Here is a 19,100-nt window from a genome sequence, read left to right on the forward strand (position 1 = left end):
TTTTCAGGCAACAGTCGGTCCTGACCACTCAATGGCCAAATTGATTTTTTTGTCATTCGTAGGCCCGGTAAGCGCAGCGCCACCGGGCATGATACTGAGGGCTACACCCGTCCGTAGCGGTCCTGGAATCGCACGATATCGTCCTCTTCCAGATACGAACCGGAGCGCACCTCAATTAAATCGAGAGGAATTTTCCCCGGGTTCTCCAGACAGTGCGTCGCCCCCAGCGGAATATAAATGGACTCGTTTTCACCCAGCAGTTTGACTTCACCGTCGATCGTGACTTTGGCGGTACCCGCGACCACCACCCAGTGCTCGGCGCGGTGATGGTGCATCTGCACCGACAGCCCCTCGCCCGGCTTCACGGTGATGCGTTTCACCTGATAACGGTCGCCTGCGTCAATGGAGTCATATTTCCCCCACGGACGGTAGACTTCGCGATGAATGTGGTGCTCGTGACGGCCATCCGCCTTGATCTTCTCCACCACTTTTTTAACGTCCTGCACGGCGTTACGGTCGGCAATCAGCACGGCGTCTTTGGTCTGGACCACCACCAGATCTTTCACCCCGACCGTGGTGACCAGGCCAGACTCGGCGTAGACGTAGCTGTTTTCCGTTTTGTGGCTAATGACATCACCGTGATGGACGTTACCCTCCGGGGTATGGGCGCTGATCTCCCACAGGGAGGACCAGGAGCCGACATCGCTCCAGCCCGCATCCATCGGCACCACAACGGCATCTGCCGTACGCTCCATCACCGCATAGTCAATGGACTCTTCCGGACAGGCGAGGAAGGCTTCTTCATCCACGCGGATAAAGTCGAGATCCGGGTCCACCACCGCCATCGCTTTCTCGCAGGCTTGCAGAATATCCGGACGATATTTGCTCAGCTCTTCCAGATAGCGTCCGGCGCGGAACAGGAACATCCCACTGTTCCAGTAATATTCCCCGCTGGCGACATACGCCTGCGCGGTTTCCAGATTCGGTTTTTCAACGAACTGCGCCACGTCAAACGCCACGCTGTCGCCTTCACCCGGCGTCACGTTGCCGCGACGGATGTAGCCGTAGCCGGTTTCCGGCAGATCCGGCACGATACCGAATGTCACCAGCTTGCCGCTCTCAGCGTAAGGAATGGCCGCACGCACCGCGTCGCGGAAGGCCTCTTCCTGCTGGATCACATGGTCTGCCGCCAGCACCAGCATCAACGGGTCACAGTCCGGGCTGCTGCGTTTTGCTGCCAGCGCCGCCAGGGCGATAGCCGGTGCGGTATTGCGTCCGGCAGGCTCCAGGATGATATTTTCTGTGAGTTTGTTCAGCTGGCGCAGCTGCTCGGCAACGATAAAGCGGTGCTGTTCGTTACAGATCACCACCGGGCTTTCACACTCCACGCCGTGGAGACGGTTTACCGTCGTCTGCAGCATGGTGAGATCCCCTTTCAGGCAGAGGAACTGTTTTGGATAGAGCACGCGGGACAGCGGCCACAACCGGCTACCAGAGCCACCAGCCATCACAACCGGATACAAAGTGGTTTGACTCATGATTTATCCCCGTATATCTGCAATAAATTGGCTCAGCACGTTCTCTTTCTCGAGCGTGCGTTCGGCATATTCACGTGCCACCGTGTTCATTTTTGACATGGCAAGTGCCTGTTCAATGCCGGTGACCAGCGCCGGGACCGATTCCGGCTCTACGCACACGGCAATCCCCGGATAACTGTCACACAGCTGGCCTAATTCAGTTTCGGCTTCGGCCGTAATCACCGCGTTACCGCCCACTGCCAGAATGTTGGTCAGCTTGGACGGCAGCACCGCATCCGCCGCGCCGCGTTTTTGCACCACCAGATGGCAGTCGCCCATCTTCAGCAGCGCAGGCAATGCCTCGTAAGACTGAAGCGGGAAGAATTTCACGTTGGTCAGGCCGCGTTCGCTGACCATTTTTTCCATCCGCGCTTTTCCACCACCCTGCCCGACAATCACAAACATCCATGGATGTTCTTTCAGCAGTTGAGCCGCCTCGATCACGCTCTCCAGCCCCTGCTTTTCGCCGATGTTGCCTGAGTAAAGAATGATTTTTTGATCTTCAGGCAAACCGAGCTGCGCGCGCAGCGCCTGAGCGTCTTGCTCAGTCACGTCGCGAAAACGCGCCACTTCGGACCAGTTCGGGAAGAAGATCACCTTCTCCGCCGGGACGCCTTTCTCTTGCGCCTTGTTCATCATCGAGCGCGAGATCGTTGAGACGTAATCCACGTTGTGTAAGCCACTGCGCTCAAACGCGCTGGCGAGCTTCGCCACCTTGCCGCCTTTGCTTTTGCCTGCCATCCCCAGGCCCAGCATGGCGTCAACTTCATAATCCTGAATGTGCAGCAGGGTGCGCGCGCCGGAGAGTTTGCCCAGCAGACGCATGCCCGGCGTGCAAAACAGCGTCGGCACCACGCCGATGATGCGATCCGGCTTCCAGCGACGCTGCGCCATCAGCGGGAAGAAACTACTCAGAGCAAAGCTGCCGAGATGAATCAACCGTTTAAGCGTTGAGGGCTGCTTAGGCACATACAGCGGGCAGCGCCAGACGGTCGCTGCACCCTCTTCGCGACGGTAGCGCCAGCTTGAGTAGCGCTCCCCCACTTTCCATTCCGGGTAGTACGGCGGCGCGGTAATGACCCGCACGTCATGTCCCTGGCTCGCCATCCACTCGACCATCTCGCCGGTGTATTTCCCGATACCGGTTAGCTCCGGCGAGTAGTTGATTCCGTATACGAGGATCTTCATAAGCCCGGCACCCCGGACTGACGTTCAGCGAGGAAATAGGCGCGACTGTTGTCATGCACATTGTCGCTCGCCAGCAGCGCCTCTGGCGTCTGCCAGCGGTAGTCGTCGTGCTGAGAATCAGGCAGACGCAGGTCTGCCTCACTCACCTTCAGGCGGAACCCCAGCACGATGTAGTGCGTGGTGAACCCGGTGCCTGAAAAGTTATCGTCATAGAAGTGCTGCCAGACCCCGTAAAACTGGCCCGCTGCCATCGGCAGCTGCAGACCCAGTTCCGCCAGAGTGAGACGCTCAAACGCATCGGTAAGCGTCTCATCCTTTTGCACGCGCCCACCGGGCACGAACCAGAAGCCCTGCGCAGGACGGTTGGTTCGTTTCCCCAGCAAGAACTCGCCGCGTTCGTTCTCCACGATCAAATCAATCGAGATGAGCGGAGTGGAACGCACCACCGTGGCAAAATCTTCCTGACTTAAAAACATCATTACCCCCGGAAGCGGTGCTGGTTTTCCAGGAACCACTGATAGGTACTTGCCAGCCCCTGCTCCAGTGACACCTCGTGATACCAACCCAGCTGATGCAGACGGGTCACGTCCAGCAGTTTGCGCGGCGTGCCGTCCGGTTTCGTGGCATCAAATACCACGCGGCCTTTGTAGCCCACCACCTGCGCGATGGTCTGCGCCAGCTCGCGAATGGTGCAGTCCACGCCGGTGCCCACGTTGATGTGCGACAGCATCGGCTCGGTGTTCTCCTGCCACACTTCGCGATCCAGCTCCATCACGTGAATGCTGGCCGCAGCCATGTCGTCCACGTGCAGGAATTCACGCATCGGCGTACCGCTGCCCCACACCACCACATCCGGCGCGTTCTCGGCGGTTGCCTCGTGGAAACGACGCAGCAGCGCCGGGATCACGTGCGAGTTGCTCGGATGGAAGTTGTCGTGCGGTCCGTACAGGTTGGTCGGCATCACCGAGCGATAGTCGCGGTTGTACTGACGGTTGTAGGACTCGCACAGCTTAATCCCGGCAATCTTGGCAATGGCGTACGGCTCGTTGGTCGCTTCCAGTGTGCCCTGCAGCAGCTCGCTTTCGGCGATCGGCTGTTTCGCCATTTTCGGGTAAATACAGGATGAGCCGAGGAACAGCAGCTTGTTCACGTTGTGCAGATGCGCCGCGTGAATGATGTTGCTCTCAATCATCATGTTTTCGTAGATGAAATCCGCCGGGTAGGTGTTGTTGGCAACAATGCCGCCCACCTTCGCCGCCGCCAGATACACCTGGTCAATGCGTTCGTTAGCAAAGAAGTCCTGTACCGCACGGCTGTCGAGCAGGTTAAGCTCGTCGCGCGTGCGGACAACCACTTCGACGTCACCGCGCTGTTCGAGCTGGCGAACAATCGCGGAACCCACCATTCCGCGATGACCGGCGACAAAAATACGTTGTTTTGTCATTCTCAGGACTCCAGGGCGATGGCAACCTCGTAGCCATGAGACTTGAGCAGGGAGTGTTTTTTCGCTGCTTCAAGATCTTTGGCTACCATCTCGGAAACCATCTCCTGCAGAGTGGTTTCTGGTTTCCAGCCCAGCTTCTCGTGCGCTTTGGTTGGGTCGCCCAGCAGGGTTTCCACTTCAGCAGGACGGAAGTAGCGCGGGTCAACCTGCACAATCACGTCGCCCGGCTTCACGCCCGGTGCGTCATGGCCGGTCACGGAAACCACGATGCCCTTCTCTTCCACGCCGGTGCCTTCGAAGCGCAGCTTGATGCCCAGCTGTGCAGCAGCCATTTCAACGAACTGACGAACGGAGTACTGCACGCCAGTGGCGATCACGAAGTCTTCTGGCTGTTCCTGCTGCAGCATCATCCACTGCATTTTCACGTAGTCTTTGGCATGGCCCCAGTCACGCAGGGAGTCCATGTTGCCGAGGTGCAGGCACGATTCCAGACCCTGCGCGATGTTGGCGATAGCGCGGGTGATTTTGCGGGTCACGAAGGTTTCACCGCGACGTGGAGATTCGTGGTTGAACAGAATGCCGTTACAGGCGTACATGCCGTAGGATTCACGGTAGTTCACGGTGATCCAGTAAGCGTACAGTTTCGCTACCGCGTACGGAGAGCGCGGATAGAATGGCGTGGTCTCTTTCTGTGGAATTTCCTGCACCAGACCGTACAGCTCAGAGGTGGATGCCTGGTAGAAACGGGTTTTCTTCTCAAGGCCGAGGAAGCGAATTGCTTCCAGCAGACGCAGCGTACCCATGGCGTCCACGTCAGCGGTGTATTCCGGAGACTCGAAGGAGACCGCAACGTGGCTCATCGCGCCCAGGTTGTAGACTTCATCCGGCTGCACTTCCTGCAGGATACGGGTCAGGTTGGAGGTATCGGTCAGGTCGCCGTAGTGCAGGTGGAATTTCGGGTTCGCCGCGTGAGGATCCTGATAAATATGATCGACACGTTCGGTGTTGAAAGAAGACGCACGACGTTTAATACCGTGTACTTCATAACCTTTTTCCAGCAGTAACTCTGCCAGGTAAGAACCATCCTGCCCGGTAACGCCGGTGATGAGAGCGACTTTAGACATGTTTATATTCCTCTACTTATGAATTTAATCAGTTTCAACGCGTTCGCGTATCACCACTGCGGGGTTGCCACGGCAAATCTTATTTGCCGGTAGCGATTTAAAAACGCTGCTGCGGGCACCAACGACCGTGCCATCGCCAACAGAAACACCCGGTGCAACAAAAACATCCGTTGCCAGCCAGCATTTTTCGCCAATCACAATAGGCGAAGCGGTAATATCAAAATGCTGACTCATAAAGTCATGGCTGCCGGTGCACAAATAACATTTCTGTGAAACCACCGAATTTGCGCCAATCGTAATCTCGCCCAGGGTATATAACACCGCGTCATCCCCTACCCAGGCGTAATCCCCAAGCGTTAATTTCCAGGGGTAGGTAATTTTCACCGAAGGCCGAATGACTACGTTTTTTCCTATTTTTGCGCCAAACAGACGCAATAAAAATGCTCGCCAGCGGTACAGTATTTGTGGTGACCAGGCAAATAAGGTGGCCTGAACGGCCCACCATAGCTGCACTTTAATACCGCCCGCCCCCCGAAAACCTTTCGGTACGGAGAAACCGTTCAGATCCTGCATTACGTTTCCTTATATTCAGGCTTTGTTATATAAGGCTTTCGTTTTACTCGTGGTGCGCACGCGTAAAAAATAAGATAATTCCGCCCAGAACCCCGGCACGCGTAATATTTTACGCTGCACGTTTTTGGCATCCTGGCACAATTCCAGATTATTCGAGGTTGACACGCCACCCATTGAAAATTCAGATACCAGCCCTTTAATTCGGCGGAACGGGTAACCTGACTTATAGAGACTGGCGGCCAGCGCATAATCGGAAGACACTTTATACTGCAAATCGTAAGGCTGTTTTTTCAGACCTTTTACCGGAAAGAAAATAGCCTGATGGCTGGCGGGTAAACTGTGATAGATATACCAGCCCGGCTTCGCGCTGCGGCACACTTTATGTCCGTCGCCAAAATCGAGCAGCGCATCGCCAATATACATGGCGTCCTCTTTCTGCCGCGCCAGCTGACGGGCAAAAAGCGCCACGTCATCATGGAAAATATCACCCGAATTCAGAAAGATGGCATAACGGCCCTGCGCCATATTGATGCCTTTGTTCATCGCATCGTAGATGCCTTTATCTTTCTCGCTGATGTAACGTAAGTTGAACTCACCGTTGAGTTTTTCCAGAAACTCCGCCGTGCCATCGTTCGAGCCGCCGTCGACCACAATCCACTCAAAGGTGAGGCTTGGATCGCGCGCCAGGTTGCGCAGCGAGCGCCAGGTTTTTACCACCCCTTCGTAATTACGAAAAGCGACAGTAATGACGCTAAGAAACATAAATCACCTCATTTCGTCATACGTTCGTAATATTAAGCGCTTTGCGCAGAATAAACGGACAGACAATCAAGAAAGCATATTCCGGACTAAATATTGACCCGGTAAAAAACAGCGACACCGGCGTAAACAGATAAAGCTGCACGCGAAAGTTCTGGTTATCCCCGAACGCGTTAATCATCATTTTGAAAACTTTAAACAGATACCACAGCGTCAACAGTACGGCGAACCACGAAAAATAAATAATTAACAGATACAGACCATTGTCTATGGTTTTACCGACATCCGCACCGTTAAAGATTCCGAATGATGCAACATATTCGTAAAGTGAGCCGAATCTTACTACACCATCTATATGGGTTAAGGAATAACCCACCATCACCAGCGGTCCAATGATGCGATAATAGGACGATGAGCCTTCCGTTCCCAAATCACCCAGTCGTTCTGAGATGTATGGGAAGGCAAATATCACGCCCACCATAAATACCGTCAGGGAGATAATCGCCAGCGGCAGTTTTTTCTTAATCGCATCTTTGTTCAGGTACTGAAACGCCCATTCCAGCAGGTAAAACAGGATAAATGTCATTACCCCTGAGAACGATCCAGACAGAACGATTCCTGCAAGAATCATAGCATCGGTCTTAGGCGTTTTGATACCAAACTGTTTGATGCTGAGCCAAATTGAGATTAACGCCAAAGCGAAAAACGCCGGTTCAAAATAGAGGGCCGTGGTACGCTTCCCGCCGAACTTGATGAAGTTCAAAACATAGCTGTTGCTGTAAATGAGATATTTCGAAATTATCTCCATCAGGCTACTGCCACCGGTAAGAATAATTTGCGCCATCTCCATGGCAGCAAGCATAACAATTAACGCAACGGCAATATAAAAGAACCTGAGGATTTTCCGATAATTGTGCGGAGAAATCGTTTTGAAGCGAATACTCCAGACCATTCCGATAATAATAACGATATAAACAAACAGCATGGTCGAGGTGACGTATTTACTGGCATCCAGCGACTGGCCAAAGATGTAGTTAAACAACGTCAGGCCCGTGCCCAACCCTAAGGCAATCATCAGCTTCTTCAGGTTGATTTTATCGACATACAGCAGAAGCAGAACGGGCAAGAAGGTGACGATGGTTATCGGAAAGCTTTCGCCGAGCTGGGCAATTTTGACGTTGACCAGCAGATAGATCAGCGGCAGCAGCAGATAACTACAGATTCTGATAGAACGAGACATACTCCTCCAGCATCTGTTGTCCACTGTAGGCCTTGCGGCTGCGGTTGCGGAACGATTCCAGGTCAGTCCCAAAAACAGCCTGAGCGATCTGCGCCTTCGGCAGTTGCACCAGCGGCAGGACCTCCTGCTCGGCAAAAGTTTTCCCACCCGATTTTTCCAGCACTTCGCGTGCCGCATCGCTGTGGGTGGCAATCACCGGCACGCCGATGGAGAGCGCTTCACAGAGGATCAGCGGGTAGTTATCCACGCGGGAGCTGAATACCAGCGCATCCATTTCATTCAGCGCGCTCATCAGCTTGCGCTTATCAGTTTCAAACCCGTGGTTCACCACGTTAGCCCCTTCGAACGGTGAAAATTTGCCGAAGGTATGAAGCTCAATTTTGTCACCCAGCGCCATCATGTCGCGCACCAGCTGCTGGTTGGTTTTCCCGTCGTAACGCAGGTCATGCGCAACGATAGCGATCTTCGGTTTGCCCGCGGTTTCTGCCACCGGCGTCAGTTCGGCGAGAATGGCTTCCGTCGCCACGTCGATGCCGTTGTTAATAATCTGGCAGCGCCCTGCCCCGTACAGGCTGTTGAAGGCATCGGCCACGTGCTGGCTCGGTGAGATAAACGTGCAGCCGAGCGAGAGCATGTCGCGGAAAAGCTGGCGCTTGCCGGCCACCAGCGTGTGCGCGCGATCCACCTTCACCGGCGGATAGTTGCTCAGCGTCGGGCATTTCTGGCAGTTGTTTTTCCAGCCTTCGCAGCCGTCGGTAAACGCGCAACGGCCGGTTACGCTCCAGTGATCGTGCAGCGTCCAGACGAAGCGGGTGTCGGGCTTGTGGGCCTGCACCTTCTGACAGAACGCCACCACCTCTTCCAGATTTAGCCAGTAGCTGTGCAACACGTGAAAATGCAGCACAACCGGGCCGGTAGTGCGGGTCACCGTGCGATAAAGCGTATTCAGGTTGCCAAACAGATCGCGGTTAAACAGACGGAACAACGCGATATTGGCAATCGAGGTCAGGCGCGGCGTGTGCTTGTGCACCTGCGGGAAGTTATCGTGACTGACGCTTTTCTTGCCGCCCTTGCCATACCCATAAATAAAACGAGACTGAAGTCCTTTTTGCAGCGCGCGCTGGTGCAGATCCAGCGCCACCCCTGCCGCTCCGCCTTCTGCGAGGCGTACGTTAAATTGCAAAATATTCATTTAATCACCTTCACGCGGGCTTTTTCTCCCACCACCAGCGCGTTATCCGGAATGGTGTCCAGCACCACGCTGCCCGCACCAATCGTGACGTTGTTACCAATCGTAATGTCACCAATGATCACCACGTTCGCGCCCAGCTCGACGTTATTGCCAATGACCGGGCAGGCCAGACTGTCTGGCCCTCGGTTGCCAATGGTCACCCCATGGCGGATGGTGAAATCATCCCCGGCGACCACGAACTTGTTGATCACCACCGCATAGCCGTGATGGATGGTAAAGCGGCGGCCAATGGTGGCCGCGGCCTGAATTTCATAGCCAAAAAAGCATTCGGTGATGATGCGATACAGCACCAGCACGGGTGCCGCCCAGATGTTGTTCAGGACATTTTTCTTACGCCACACCGAGCAAAAGTGCGCGATGCGGTACGCCAGAACCATGCAGCACGGACGCAGGCTCCAGCTGTTAGCGCGGCAATCTTCCAGAAACATTATTTCCCCCGAAGTCCATCAGCCAGGCGCTTGCCGTTACGAACGGACAACAGCGTCAGCAGCGTGCGCCAGTTCATGCGCTTATTGCGGATCTGATAGAGGGTAAAGAGCTGATATTTACGGCTGGCACGGTCAAACTTGTCCTTGTGCTTGCGGTAAAAATGGAAGTAGCCCGAGAATTTTTTCGGCGAGGAGGTAATTTGCATCTCCCCGTGATTGATGTGCAGGATCTGCGTGGCCTCTTCGACCTTCCACGGCTCGCCGTATTCCACCACCATGCGCAGAAAGATATCGTAATCCTGCGCAGCCTTCAGTTCGGTATCGAACAGGCACTCTTTGAAGCGCCACGCCCAGGTAAAGACCTGGTTACCAATGATGTTGCGCTTGTAGAACAGGCGGCGAGAATACGGTGATTTCGGATAGAGCGGCAGGCTGGCAGGCTGCGAGTACACCTCGCCCTGACAGACATAGTCGTTGGCATACAGGAACGCGTGCGTGACCAGCTGCTCTTTATGCGACAGGAAGACAGACAGGCGGTTCGGCGTCCATTCGTCGTCGTCGTCGATGCCGGTCAGATACTGCCCTTTGGCCTGCATAATCGCCTGGTTACGCACAGCACAGGCGCCGGAGTTAATGGCGTTATGTGTATAAACCACCCGCGGGTCGTTGAGGTCAGTCACAAATTTTTGCAGCTGTTCATACGAGGAAGAGCAGTCATCCACGATGATCAGCTCCCAGTTATCGTAATCCTGACGTAACACCGACTTGATTGCGCGGATCGCCAGCTGCTGACGATTCCATGTCGGCATATAGATAGAAATCAAAGGGCGTTGTGTGGTCATTTTTTCCTCCTACCCCTCACCCCGCCCCTCTCCCCTGAGGGGAGAGGGTGAAAGGCGGCACCGGACAGTTCCCTCTCCCCTCAGGGGAGAGGGTTAGGGTGAGGGGGGGTGTTTTGTTATTTACTGTCAGACTTATATTCGTACTCGTAATAGCCATAATCCTGATAGCCGGTCGCGCGACGGAAGATGGAGTTCAGGATCACCCCTTTAACCTCAATCCCGTTCTGCTCGAAGCGGCTCAGGCTGGTTTCCACCTCTTTCAGGGTGTTCACCGCGTAACGCGCCACCATCAACGTGGTACCCGCATGGCGGCCAACAACGGCCGCGTCGGTCACGGCCAGAATCGGCGGCGTATCGATCAGCACCAGGTCGTAGTTTTTGCTCGCCCACGCCACCAGTTCGCTAAAGCGCTCGCTCATCAGCAGCTCGGACGGGTTAGGCGGCACCTGCCCACGAGGGATCAGGTCAAATTTCGGCACCGTCGTGGGCTTCGCGCTCTGGCTGATATCACCTTTGCCAAGCAGGATTTCCGACAGACCGTTAACGTTATTGGTACCCAGCAGTTCGTGGGTGTAGCCCTTACGCATATCGCAGTCGATCAGCAGCACACGCTTGTTGGTCTGGCTGACCACCGCCGCCAGGTTGGCGCAGACAAAGGTTTTACCGATTGACGGGCTGACGCCGGTTAACATCAGGACGTTATTTTTAGCCTGCATCATGGCGAAGTGCAGACTGGTGCGCAGGCTGCGGATCGCTTCGATAGCGAGGTCGGTTGGATTACCCACCGCCAGCAGCTGGCTCTGTTTGTAACGCTTAACGCCTTTGATGGTTTTGACGCTATCACGGGATTTTTGCCACTCAGACAGCGGAATGCTGGCATAGACGTTGATACCGTTTTCTTCCAGCACCTGCGGGCTTTCGATACCGCGGTTGAACAGCGAACGCAGCAGCACGCCAACGATGGAGAGCATCAGGCCGAGAATAATGCTGCCGAGAATGATCAGCGCTTTCTTCGGCTTCAGCACGCCAGGCTGGGTAATGGCCGGGTCGACGATGCGCACGTCACCCACGGTGCTTGCCTCGGTGATTTTCAGCTCCTGCTGCTTGTTCAGCAGCTGCATATAGACCTGCTGTCCGGACTCCACGTCGCGGGTCAGACGCACGATCTCCTGCTGAGTTTTCGGCATCGCGGTCACGCGGTCATTGAGCTTCGCCTTCTCCTCTTCCAGCGTGCGGCGTTTTTCCAGCAGGGTGCGGTAGGCCGGGTGGCGTTTGGTGTAAAGCTTGGAAATCTCCGCCTCTTTGAAGGTCAGCTCGTTAAGCTGCGCATCAATATTGACCATCGAATCGAGGACAGACTTTGCCTCCAGCGGCAGGTCAACGGAGTCTTTATCCTGACGGTAGGCGTTCAGCTTGTTCTCGGCATCATCCAGACGGCCGCGTACTTCCGGGAGCTGTTTCGCGAGGAAGGCCAGGCTTTTCGCCGCTTCAGCCGACTTACGCTCGACGTTCTGCTCAAGATAGTTGCGGGTAATGCTGTTCAGGATGTCGCGGATCTGATCCTTATCTTCACCGGTAAAGGTCATGCTCAGCACACCGGTATCCTTACCGTTTTCGGTGACGGTCAGGTTGTTCTGCAGATTGTTGATCATCCCCAGCGTGGAGAATTTCGTGACGGTGAATTTACCGCCCTCCTGGGCATTGATCGCGCTGACCATCATGCTGACGCCATCTTTGGTGAGCATCTGCCCCACTTCACCGCGCGCGCTAAAGCCCGCGTCGCTGGTCAGCTGGTACTGTTTCGGGCCAAGCACCGTCAGGGTAAAGGTCTGATCGGCGGCCCCTTTTGGCAGCACAAAGTCAGTGACCTTGACCGTGTCGTTGTTTCTGCCCATCAACCGATCCCAGCCCGCACCAAAGATCGGGAAGGTATTTTTGGTGACGGAGATATCAAGCCCAAGGTCGTGGACCGTTTTACCCAGCACCAGACGTGACTGGATGAGCTGAATTTCAGCATCGGAGGCCGGCGGCTTGTTCGCCAGCGCAGAGCCAATGTCCTGCACCAGCGAGTTACCGGTATTCTGCTCGATCTGCACCAGCGCATCGGCGCTGTAGATAGGGGTGGCAAACAGCGTGTAGACGACGGCCGCAGCGGCAAACACGGCGGTAATGCCCAGCACCCACCACTTTGCCTCGACAACAGTGCCGACCAGGCGTCCAATATCAATTTCATCACTGCCCGAAGTCGGGGCGGCAGAAGGTCTTGTTTTTTCGGTCATTGTTATCCCTGCTGAGCTTTCAGTGCCTGCGCCCACTGTTGGGCAGACTGGTCAAGTAAGGTGTAAACCGCCTCAAAGGCCTCATGGCTTTTGCGGTAGGGATCGGGGATTTCACGTTCATTGTCCCAGTGTCCAAACAGCATCACCTTACCGCGCATCTCCGGAGCGATATCGCACAGCGCATGAATATGGCGTTTTTCCATCGCCAGAATCAGGTCATACTCGCGGCACATGCGGCCAGTGACCTGGCGGGCAACATGCCCGTCGAGAGAGAGGTGATGATCCCGCGCCACGATCGTTGCGCGCTCATCGGCACCTTTACCGACCAGTGCACCCAGCCCTGCCGAATCAACGGTCAGTTCGGGCTGGTAGTGTTTCAACAACCGTTCAGCCGTAGGGGAACGGCAAATGTTCCCCACGCATACCACCAGAATTTTGTTAAACATCGCGGATTACCAGGTATGAATGTCGCGCGCCGTATCCGTCATGTAGCGAACGCCACTGATGGTTGGCAGCAACTGGTTGATCAGACGGTTCCAGCGGGCAACCGGTGCGGTAGTGACATACACCACATCGTATGGCTGGAGACGGAACTCCGTCGCCATCACCAGAGAGGTCGCATCGGACATATCCAGCTGGTAGATGTTGGCAATCTTGCCTTTCGCGCTGCCCTCACCTTTCAGCGGACGGATCACGAAGATGCCGGTCGCGTTAGAGGTCGTCAGATCGATACCCTCAGCATTGCCCAGCGCTTCGGTCAGCGTCATACCGCTGAAGTCCATCTTGAGGGTGCTTTGTTTCTTCACTTCACCCATCACGAAGACTTTGAGATCGTCATTGCGTGGTACATAGAGGATGTCGCCCGGGTAAAGCAGGCGGTTCTGGGTCAGATCGCCGTTTTGCATCAGCGCCTGAAGCGAAATGCGCTGCTCCTTCCCGTTGTGGGTCAGTACCACGTTGCGCCAGTCGGCGCCGTCGGTTAACCCGCCCGCGGCGTTAATGGCATCCAGCACGGTCAGAGGAACGTTGGTGATAGCCTGCTGACCGGATTTGTTCACCTGGCCGGAGATGTAGGCTTTTTGCGAGCGGAATGCGGCGATATTAACGTCCACCTGCGGGTCGGCGATGTACTGCGCTAAGCGGCCGGTAATATCACTACGGATCTCGGCAAGCGTTTTCCCTGCCACATGGACTTTACCAATGTAGGGATAGAACATGGTGCCATCTGACTGCACCCAGTTACCGGTGTCGCTTGAGCTACGGTACTGGCCCGCTGGCGTGGTCAGTTCGGGGTGGTCCCAGACGGTCACGTTAATGACGTCTCCTGGCCCTACGCGATACTGGTAGGACGCGATTTCCTGGTCCAGTGACATATTCGGCTGGGCAACGTTTGGACGTGGGCGTAATTGTTCGACCAGACGAGGCGTAAGTGGATAAACATTCACCATTTTGTCGAGATCAAAATCGGCATCCTGTTGCTTGATCACATCCTTGCCCATTGTTGACATATTGCTGCCGGGAAAGACAGTGCAACCGCTCATCAAGGTCACAGACACCAATAATGGCATCAATTTCATTTTGGAGTTCATCATTGATTATTTATCACTTTGGCAGAGTAATTATCCTGTGCAATTTAAATACGTGTGAATCTAAAATGCATTAAGAATGTAGCTAATTAAATAAAAATATAACTAGCATCATTCCTAAAAAAAACGTTATTTGGCCAGTCACTGTTGACAACGGAATCATGGCTCATCCACACACATCCAGGCACGCTACCGCCCTTGGCTTCCAGCTACCAATACGCTATAACACGATGAATTGCATGCAAAAAATCGCCAGATTTTTTGCATTTGAAATAAATGGAGCATTCATAATACGCAGGCACTATTTCGTTAGTCGCTCAAAAAAAAACAACAACCAGTAACAGAAGATATCCTTTTTCAGGCTATTAATCTTGTAACAGCTAATCTCAAAACAGGCAAGAAAACGGGTTCCGAACACCAAATTTTAAGAATTTGTTTAGAAAAGCAGTTTATTTTTAAGAATTTCTTTATATTGACAGCGTTATCATTGAACATCTTTTAATGCGATATTTCTTAATTTTGTTATTTCAGATAAATACAGACTTTCTTGATGAATAAGACTTATTATTCCCGGTATTATTAATTTAATGATTATTGAGAGAAATCTCATACTGACATTGCAATTTCCCCCAGCTTTATCCATGATCGAATTGTGTCATTCGTCATGTTACAGAAGGTATTGCTACTACTATGGAATGGATTGCCGATCCCTCAATCTGGGCCGGGCTGGTTACGCTGGTCGTCATCGAGCTGGTGCTCGGGATTGATAATCTGGTTTTTATCGCCATCCTCGCTGAAAAACTGCCCCCTTCCCAGCGCGATCGCGCGCGCGTAACGGGGTTGCTGCTGGCGATGGTCATGCGGTTACTGCTGCTGGCCTCTATTTCCTGGCTGGTCACGCTCACTCAGCCTCTGTTCTCCATCCACGGTCTGAGCTTTAGCGCCCGCGATCTGATCATGCTTTTCGGCGGCCTGTTCCTGCTGTTCAAAGCCACCGTGGAGCTCAACGAGCGGCTGGAAGGCAAAGACAGTGAGAACCCGACCCAGCGCCGCGGAGCAAAATTCTGGCCGGTGGTCGCGCAAATCGTGGTGCTGGATGCGGTCTTCTCCCTGGACTCGGTGATCACCGCCGTCGGGATGGTGGACCATCTTGTGGTGATGATGGCCGCGGTCATTATTGCCATCACGCTGATGGTTATGGCCAGCAAGGCACTGACCCGTTTTGTGAACAGTCACCCCACCATAGTGATCCTCTGTCTGAGCTTCCTGCTGATGATTGGCTTTAGCCTGGTGGCCGACGGTTTTGGCTTCCATATTCCGAAAGGCTACCTGTATGCCGCCATCGGGTTCTCCGTCATGATTGAAGCGCTTAACCAGCTTGCGATATTCAACCGCCGCCGCTTCCTTTCCGCAAATCAGACGCTGCGTCAGCGTACGGCCGACACGGTCATGCGCCTGTTAAGCGGTAAGAAAGAGGATGCGGAGCTGGACGCCGAATCCTCCGCCATGCTGGCCGACCACAGTGACGGGCAGATCTTTGACCCGCAGGAACGACGAATGATTGAGCGGGTGCTCAATCTTAACCAGCGTACGGTCAGCAGCATTATGACGTCGCGGCATGATATAGAGCACATTGACCTGACGGCCCCGGAAGCGCACGTTCGCGCCCTGCTGGATAAAAACCAGCACACACGCGTGGTGGTGACCGGCGGGGAAGCGGAAGAAGAGCTGCTGGGCGTGGTGCACGTTATTGATCTGCTCCAGCAGCAGCTTCACGGCGAGCCGCTCAATCTCCGCGTCCTGGTTCGCCAGCCGCTGGTCTTCCCGGAGGGGCTGCCGTTGCTTTCCGCCCTTGAGCAGTTCCGTAACGCGCGGACCCACTTTGCCTTTGTGGTGGATGAGTTTGGTTCGGTGGAAGGACTGGTCACGCTCAGCGACGTGATGGAAACCATTGCCGGTAATCTGCCAAACGAGGTGGATGAGATTGATGCCCGCCACGACATTCAGAAAAACGCCGATGGCTCGTGGACGGCAAACGGCCATATGCCGCTGGAAGATCTGGTGCAATATGTCCCGCTGCCGCTGGATGAAAAGCGAGAATATCACACCATTGCCGGTCTGCTGATGGAGTATCTGCAGCGTATCCCGCAGCCGGGGGAAGAGGTTCAGGTAGGCGACTATCGGCTTAAAACGCTACAAATTGAAAACCATCGCGTGCAGAAGGTTCAGCTGATACCGCTGCGGGATGAGGAAGAGCTGGATTTTGAGGTGTAAAAAAGCCGGGTGTCGCAACGCGTCAGGCTTTTGTAGGCCGGGTAAGGCGAAGCCGCCACCCGGCGCAACAGGCATCACAGCTTATCCAGCAGCTTCTTCACATCCTTGCCGTCCTGCGAATCTTTATTACGATCCGCCCAGCCGCTCAGCCGACGTTTCGCTTCATCCTGCAGATGCTTGCGCAGGATCTGATCCACCTGGAGGCTATAATTCAGAGCCTGCCATTTGCCGTATACGCTCAATGGGACCGGCGTCTCTTTCAGGAAGTCGATGAGCTTACTTTCTCCCTGCCAGCCGGAAAGTACCCGCACGTTAAAGCGCGTGTCCGCCGTCTCTTTGACCAGATCCAGCTTACCTTCGCCCGTCAATGATAAGAGTGAAGAGGTACCCTGCATTCCGTCGAGAGAGAGTTGTCCGTTGTCCAGCGTCAGGTCCGTGGTGAAGCTGTCGAGTCGCGTGGCGCTGTCGTAGTTCTCCTGGGCTTTCACATCGCTGCTGCGCTCTACCGCCTGCTGCACCAGCTGCTGGAAATTGAGCCCTTCCATACGGGAGTTTTTCAGATCAAGATGCGCCTGTCCCTGCCACTCGCGGCGGAACGCCTCGGCATCAATTTTCGTGCCGGAGAAGTCCCCCGCCAGCGTCAACTGCCCCGTCAGGGATATCGGGTAGTTAAACGCGTTCAGGATGGTCCCTATCTCAACGTTATCGAGACGCGGCTGGAATTCGGCGCTGGCAACGTCTTTACGGACATCCAGCGTGCCGGGCAGCGAGAGGTGCCCTGCGCCCATCTTGCCACTCAGTTCGGAGATCACCAGCAAACCGTTATGGTTAAACATCTGGCTGCTCACGTCGGTAAAGTCCATGCCGCGCCAGCGCAGGCTATTGGCTTTCAGCAGAATATCCGCCGTGAATCCGCGCAGGGCGTTATAGTCAGGCTGATCGAGATTCGACGAAATAACCGGGCGTGATACCGCTGCCTGGCTTTGCCCCGTCTGCGCCGCATTGCTGTCCGTGGCGCTGGCTGGCAGAGGCGGCAACAGATTTTCCAGGTTGAGCTTGCCAAACTGCAGATTCAGCACCCACTTCGGCTTTTCTTCGAGCGTGACGCTGGCCTGCCCTTTCAGACTACTGTCATTTGCCTGCAGGTTGAGGTTATCCAGCTCCAGCTGTTTTTGTTCCTCGCGCCACACGGCCTGCAGCGTCCCCTGCCCGGCGATCCCCTGGGTGGGAAGATCGGCCCCCGTCAGTTGCCAGCCCAGCTGCTGAATGTCGGCGGTGAGCTGGTGCGGATAGTCTGACGCGTTAACGCTGGCACTCAGCGACAAGGTCAGATCGCGCTGATCGCGGTTCACGCGCCCGCTGAATTCCACCGACGCAATATGGTGTGCATCCTGTTCCATCTGCAAGTTAATGTTGCGAACGGTGACCTGCTCTTCGTGCTCATGCTGGAAAACCAGTACGCTATCGGCCACTTTCAGTTTGCCAATATCGAAGGACCAGCCTGTATCAGACGACTCATCAGGCAGGGTGTTTTCGCGCGGTGCCACCGGCGCGTTAGCATCACGCACGGCCTCGGTTTGCGGGGTGAGCTGAATCACCGCGCCTTTCAGCATCACCTGATTCACCTGCAGCTGATGGGAAATGAGCGGGATCAGCGCCACATCAAGGCGCATGTTGTCTGCGGAAACCAGCGGCTGGGATGCCCCCGGCGCCGTGAGCGACATGCGGCCAGAGAGAATACTGAGCTGCGGCCAGACGTGCCAGCGCAGCGGCCCATCAAGCTTCAGTTGATAACCACTGCGTGCCTCGACCTGCCGCACCATGTAAGCGCGGAAGTCATTGGGGTTAACCAGCAGAACCAACGCCGAAAGGCCAGCCACCAGCACCACCAGCAAAATTATCAGCGTTGTCAGAACTCTTCTCATGGCATCCTCAATGGACTAACGATCAGTCTTTATCAATACGGCTGGCAACCGCACCCTGCTGGTCGCGATATTTTGCGTCCTGGCGGCGGTTATACGGCCTGTCTGCCGGGCCTGACAGCGGTTCAAAACTCAACGCGCCGATCATCATGCCCGGACGAAGCGCCAGCGGCAATTTACCGGCATTGAAGAATTCCAGCACGATACGTCCTGACCAGCCTGGATCGATACGGTGCGCGGTCACGTGTACCATCAGCCCCAGTCGCGCCAGCGAAGAGCGGCCATCAAGCCAGCCGACGAGGTCCGCAGGCAGGGTGACGGATTCAAATGTGACCGCCAGCGCCAGTTCACCCGGATGCAGATAAAAGGCTTCGCCGTCGTCGATAACGATTTCATCACTCATCACGCGATCGAGCGCGGCGCTGACTTCGTCCTTCGGACCGCTGAGGTCGATGAACGGTGCGGTATGGCCGCTAAAGGTGCGGAATTTATTCCCCAAACGGACATCAACGGTCACCCCATTGATACGCTCAACAGGTGGACGCGGGGTAATAGACAAACGGCCTTCATCCAGCCAGGCTTCTATATCGCGATCACAAAGACGCACGCCTC

At 55.0% G+C, this 19,100-nt stretch carries 17 protein-coding genes; 1 reads left to right on the forward strand and 16 read right to left on the reverse strand.

Annotation, left to right across the window (positions count from 1 at the left end; genetic code table 11):
- Window positions 1-101: 101 nt before the first annotated feature.
- From cpsB to V1572_RS17645, 14 genes are all read right to left on the reverse strand, one after another.
- Window positions 102-1,538 (reverse strand): mannose-1-phosphate guanyltransferase, encoded by a 1,437-nt coding sequence (gene cpsB / locus V1572_RS17580; protein WP_045908620.1) that lies wholly within the window; start codon window positions 1,536-1,538, stop codon window positions 102-104.
- 3 nt (window positions 1,539-1,541) lie between these two features.
- A complete protein-coding gene (gene wcaI, locus V1572_RS17585) occupies window positions 1,542-2,765 on the reverse strand; it encodes a colanic acid biosynthesis fucosyltransferase WcaI (RefSeq protein WP_395299423.1) in 1,224 nt (407 codons plus the stop codon).
- Window positions 2,762-3,241 (reverse strand): GDP-mannose mannosyl hydrolase, encoded by a 480-nt coding sequence (locus V1572_RS17590; RefSeq protein WP_045418617.1) that lies wholly within the window; start codon window positions 3,239-3,241, stop codon window positions 2,762-2,764. The genes wcaI and V1572_RS17590 overlap by 4 nt, the downstream gene beginning before the upstream one ends.
- Window positions 3,242-3,243: 2 nt before the next feature.
- A complete protein-coding gene (locus V1572_RS17595) occupies window positions 3,244-4,209 on the reverse strand; it encodes a GDP-L-fucose synthase family protein (RefSeq protein WP_013097874.1) in 966 nt (321 codons plus the stop codon).
- Window positions 4,210-4,211: 2 nt separating this feature from the next.
- Window positions 4,212-5,333, reverse strand: a complete 1,122-nt coding sequence (gene gmd, locus V1572_RS17600) for a GDP-mannose 4,6-dehydratase (RefSeq protein ID WP_003863514.1) — start codon at window positions 5,331-5,333, stop codon at window positions 4,212-4,214.
- A gap of 24 nt (window positions 5,334-5,357) precedes the next feature.
- Window positions 5,358-5,906, reverse strand: a complete 549-nt coding sequence (gene wcaF / locus V1572_RS17605) for a colanic acid biosynthesis acetyltransferase WcaF (RefSeq protein WP_008499422.1) — start codon at window positions 5,904-5,906, stop codon at window positions 5,358-5,360.
- 15 nt (window positions 5,907-5,921) lie between these two features.
- Window positions 5,922-6,668 (reverse strand): colanic acid biosynthesis glycosyltransferase WcaE, encoded by a 747-nt coding sequence (gene wcaE / locus V1572_RS17610; RefSeq protein WP_008499420.1) that lies wholly within the window; start codon window positions 6,666-6,668, stop codon window positions 5,922-5,924.
- Window positions 6,669-6,684: 16 nt separating this feature from the next.
- Window positions 6,685-7,905 carry a colanic acid polymerase WcaD gene (gene wcaD / locus V1572_RS17615; protein WP_045908624.1) on the reverse strand — a complete coding sequence of 407 codons (1,221 nt, stop codon included), beginning with the start codon at window positions 7,903-7,905 and terminating at the stop codon, window positions 6,685-6,687.
- Complete coding sequence (wcaC, locus tag V1572_RS17620; protein ID WP_045908625.1) at window positions 7,880-9,097, reverse strand: colanic acid biosynthesis glycosyltransferase WcaC; 1,218 nt, start codon at window positions 9,095-9,097, stop codon at window positions 7,880-7,882. The genes wcaD and wcaC overlap by 26 nt, the downstream gene beginning before the upstream one ends.
- Entirely contained in the window at window positions 9,094-9,585 is a 492-nt protein-coding gene (gene wcaB / locus V1572_RS17625) for a colanic acid biosynthesis acetyltransferase WcaB (protein WP_039025009.1), read from the reverse strand. The genes wcaC and wcaB overlap by 4 nt, the downstream gene beginning before the upstream one ends.
- Window positions 9,585-10,427 (reverse strand): colanic acid biosynthesis glycosyltransferase WcaA, encoded by an 843-nt coding sequence (gene wcaA, locus V1572_RS17630; RefSeq protein WP_045908626.1) that lies wholly within the window; start codon window positions 10,425-10,427, stop codon window positions 9,585-9,587. The genes wcaB and wcaA overlap by 1 nt, the downstream gene beginning before the upstream one ends.
- Window positions 10,428-10,543: 116 nt before the next feature.
- Window positions 10,544-12,706 carry a tyrosine-protein kinase Wzc gene (gene wzc / locus V1572_RS17635; protein WP_395299424.1) on the reverse strand — a complete coding sequence of 721 codons (2,163 nt, stop codon included), beginning with the start codon at window positions 12,704-12,706 and terminating at the stop codon, window positions 10,544-10,546.
- Between the two features lie 2 nt (window positions 12,707-12,708).
- Window positions 12,709-13,152 (reverse strand): low molecular weight protein-tyrosine-phosphatase Wzb, encoded by a 444-nt coding sequence (wzb, locus tag V1572_RS17640; protein ID WP_045908628.1) that lies wholly within the window; start codon window positions 13,150-13,152, stop codon window positions 12,709-12,711.
- Between the two features lie 6 nt (window positions 13,153-13,158).
- Window positions 13,159-14,298, reverse strand: a complete 1,140-nt coding sequence (locus tag V1572_RS17645; RefSeq protein WP_008499413.1) for a polysaccharide export protein — start codon at window positions 14,296-14,298, stop codon at window positions 13,159-13,161.
- Window positions 14,299-14,982: 684 nt separating this feature from the next.
- Here V1572_RS17645 and V1572_RS17650 point away from each other — a divergent pair.
- Complete coding sequence (locus V1572_RS17650; protein WP_126535009.1) at window positions 14,983-16,566, forward strand: TerC family protein; 1,584 nt, start codon at window positions 14,983-14,985, stop codon at window positions 16,564-16,566.
- Between the two features lie 74 nt (window positions 16,567-16,640).
- Here the strand turns inward: V1572_RS17650 and asmA are convergent, their stop codons facing one another.
- Together asmA and dcd are read right to left on the reverse strand one after the other, a co-directional pair.
- On the reverse strand, window positions 16,641-18,491 hold the full coding sequence (gene asmA, locus V1572_RS17655; RefSeq protein ID WP_395299425.1) for an outer membrane assembly protein AsmA: 1,851 nt from the start codon (window positions 18,489-18,491) through the stop codon (window positions 16,641-16,643).
- A 22-nt stretch (window positions 18,492-18,513) separates the two neighbouring features.
- Complete coding sequence (gene dcd, locus V1572_RS17660) at window positions 18,514-19,095, reverse strand: dCTP deaminase (protein ID WP_024908111.1); 582 nt, start codon at window positions 19,093-19,095, stop codon at window positions 18,514-18,516.
- Between the last annotated feature and the right edge of the window lie 5 nt (window positions 19,096-19,100).

Source organism: Enterobacter quasiroggenkampii (genome assembly GCF_043972695.1).
GTDB lineage: Bacteria > Pseudomonadota > Gammaproteobacteria > Enterobacterales > Enterobacteriaceae > Enterobacter > Enterobacter quasiroggenkampii.

Excerpts from the sequence above, each read along its gene's own strand:
- wcaC (WP_045908625.1), bottom strand. The coding sequence starts at position 9,097 with ATGAATATTTTGCAATTTAACGTACGCCTCGCAGAAGGCGGAGCGGCA.
- wzb (WP_045908628.1), bottom strand. The coding sequence starts at position 13,152 with ATGTTTAACAAAATTCTGGTGGTATGCGTGGGGAACATTTGCCGTTCC.
- V1572_RS17650 (WP_126535009.1), top strand. The coding sequence starts at position 14,983 with ATGGAATGGATTGCCGATCCCTCAATCTGGGCCGGGCTGGTTACGCTG.
- V1572_RS17595 (WP_013097874.1), bottom strand. The coding sequence starts at position 4,209 with ATGACAAAACAACGTATTTTTGTCGCCGGTCATCGCGGAATGGTGGGT.
- cpsB (WP_045908620.1), bottom strand. The coding sequence starts at position 1,538 with ATGAGTCAAACCACTTTGTATCCGGTTGTGATGGCTGGTGGCTCTGGT.
- wcaE (WP_008499420.1), bottom strand. The coding sequence starts at position 6,668 with ATGTTTCTTAGCGTCATTACTGTCGCTTTTCGTAATTACGAAGGGGTG.
- V1572_RS17645 (WP_008499413.1), bottom strand. The coding sequence starts at position 14,298 with ATGATGAACTCCAAAATGAAATTGATGCCATTATTGGTGTCTGTGACC.
- wcaD (WP_045908624.1), bottom strand. The coding sequence starts at position 7,905 with ATGTCTCGTTCTATCAGAATCTGTAGTTATCTGCTGCTGCCGCTGATC.
- wcaI (WP_395299423.1), bottom strand. The coding sequence starts at position 2,765 with ATGAAGATCCTCGTATACGGAATCAACTACTCGCCGGAGCTAACCGGT.
- wzc (WP_395299424.1), bottom strand. The coding sequence starts at position 12,706 with ATGACCGAAAAAACAAGACCTTCTGCCGCCCCGACTTCGGGCAGTGAT.
- wcaA (WP_045908626.1), bottom strand. The coding sequence starts at position 10,427 with ATGACCACACAACGCCCTTTGATTTCTATCTATATGCCGACATGGAAT.
- wcaF (WP_008499422.1), bottom strand. The coding sequence starts at position 5,906 with ATGCAGGATCTGAACGGTTTCTCCGTACCGAAAGGTTTTCGGGGGGCG.
- asmA (WP_395299425.1), bottom strand. The coding sequence starts at position 18,491 with ATGAGAAGAGTTCTGACAACGCTGATAATTTTGCTGGTGGTGCTGGTG.
- V1572_RS17590 (WP_045418617.1), bottom strand. The coding sequence starts at position 3,241 with ATGTTTTTAAGTCAGGAAGATTTTGCCACGGTGGTGCGTTCCACTCCG.
- gmd (WP_003863514.1), bottom strand. The coding sequence starts at position 5,333 with ATGTCTAAAGTCGCTCTCATCACCGGCGTTACCGGGCAGGATGGTTCT.
- wcaB (WP_039025009.1), bottom strand. The coding sequence starts at position 9,585 with ATGTTTCTGGAAGATTGCCGCGCTAACAGCTGGAGCCTGCGTCCGTGC.